Source organism: Aneurinibacillus aneurinilyticus ATCC 12856 (assembly GCF_000466385.1).
Lineage (GTDB): Bacteria > Bacillota > Bacilli > Aneurinibacillales > Aneurinibacillaceae > Aneurinibacillus > Aneurinibacillus aneurinilyticus.
This window is the reverse complement of sequence record NZ_KE952737.1, coordinates 1-1,636: the sequence shown is the minus strand read 5'-3', so window position 1 is coordinate 1,636 and position 1,636 is coordinate 1. Positions and strand designations below refer to the sequence as shown.

1 protein-coding gene is annotated in these 1,636 nt (G+C 37.1%); it reads left to right on the top strand.

Annotation, left to right across the window (positions count from 1 at the left end; all coding sequences use genetic code 11):
• Positions 1-232 precede the first annotated feature (232 nt).
• Positions 233-1,528: an aspartate aminotransferase type Ic gene (locus HMPREF0083_RS07010; RefSeq protein WP_021620480.1), complete on the top strand. Its 1,296-nt coding sequence runs from the start codon at positions 233-235 to the stop codon at positions 1,526-1,528.
• Positions 1,529-1,636: the final 108 nt, after the last annotated feature.

Sequence of the window (1,636 nt, the reverse complement as noted above, 5' to 3'; positions counted from 1 at the left end):
TCTGGATCGTACTGGATAATCAACACCCTTGATATTACAACTTTCCAATTCATCAACTGGACAATGCTCTTCATCTTTTCAGTTGAAATACATAGTGTAGAAAAAGCAAGGGGATTATTGTAATGTTCTTTGTCGTTAACTTGATGATGATGTGGCGCGACACCTAAAGAGGCAGCTATGTTAAACAAATGTGGTATAATGATCAATAATTTATTGATAAGGAAGTGAGGAAATGGGAAGTATCGACAATTTTATGGAATTAAACGTATCTGAATTAAATGAACATTATGTGAGATTAAAAGAAAAATACGACGAATATAAAAGTCAAAATCTGAATTTGGATATGTCTAGAGGCAAACCATGTTCTGAACAGCTTGACCTTTCCAGGGATATGCTAGATATTTTGAAATCCGACGAGGACTATAGAGCAAAGGATGGTACGGATTATCTAAACTACGGAGGTCTTGACGGGATACCGGAAGCAAAGGAATTATTTTCACAAGTACTTGAAGTGAGTACTAAAGAAATAATAATAGGTGGCAATTCCAGCCTCAATATGATGCATGATACGATAGCCAGAGCCATGCTTCATGGTGTATATGGTGGCGAATCTCCATGGGGTAAACTTCCAGTAGTGAAATTTTTATGCCCAAGCCCGGGTTATGACAGGCATTTTGCTATATGTGAGCTCTTTAATATAGAGATGATAACAGTAGACATGTTAAGTACTGGGCCAGATATGGATACGATTGAGAAACTTGTAAGTGAAGACGATTCTATTAAAGGGATATGGTGTGTTCCTAAATACAGTAACCCTGATGGTATAACATACTCGGATCAGACAGTGGATAGGCTTGCTCAAATGAATACAAAAGCCAGTGATTTTAGAATTTTTTGGGATGATGCATATACTGTTCACCACTTAACTGAAAAAGCAGATCAGTTGAAAAATATTTTTGCTGCCTGCAAGTCGGCAGGTAATCCTCATCGTGTTCTTATGTATAGCTCTACGTCCAAGATTACTTTTCCTGGTTCCGGTATTGCTATGATGGCAGCCAGTGAAGAAAACTTAAACTTTTTTAGGAAGCAGCTTTCCATCCAAACGATCGGGCCCGATAAGCTCAATCAACTTCGACACGTTCGTTTTCTGAAAGATATGGATAATTTAAAAGTACATATGGAAAAGCATGCAGCGATTATTAAACCGAAATTTTCTATGGTGTTAAACAAACTTGAATCGGAATTAGGCAGAAAAAATATTGCATCATGGAATGAACCAAAGGGTGGCTATTTCATTAGTCTTAATACACTAAATGGTTGTGCCCGGGATGTTATAAATATGGCAGCCGAAGTTGGTGTCAAATTGACCAAGGCAGGAGCTACATATCCTTATGGGAAAGATCCAAGAGATCGAAATATACGTATAGCCCCTACACTTCCTTCCATTGAAGAACTGGAAAAAGCTATTGAAGTGTTATGCCTTTGTGTGCAATTAGTAAGCATTGAGAAGATTTTATCGGAGAAATAATGAACTTTTAAATTTATTCCGTAATCGGGCACAATTGTTGAAGAATTAAATCCCAATTTCTCATTTATATCATTGTGAAGTGCACCCCTTAGAATAGACATTGGATTA

What these genes read in the sequence shown, in the direction of transcription:
- HMPREF0083_RS07010 (WP_021620480.1), top strand. Translation starts at nt 233, where the DNA reads ATGGGAAGTATCGACAATTTTATGGAATTAAACGTATCTGAATTAAAT.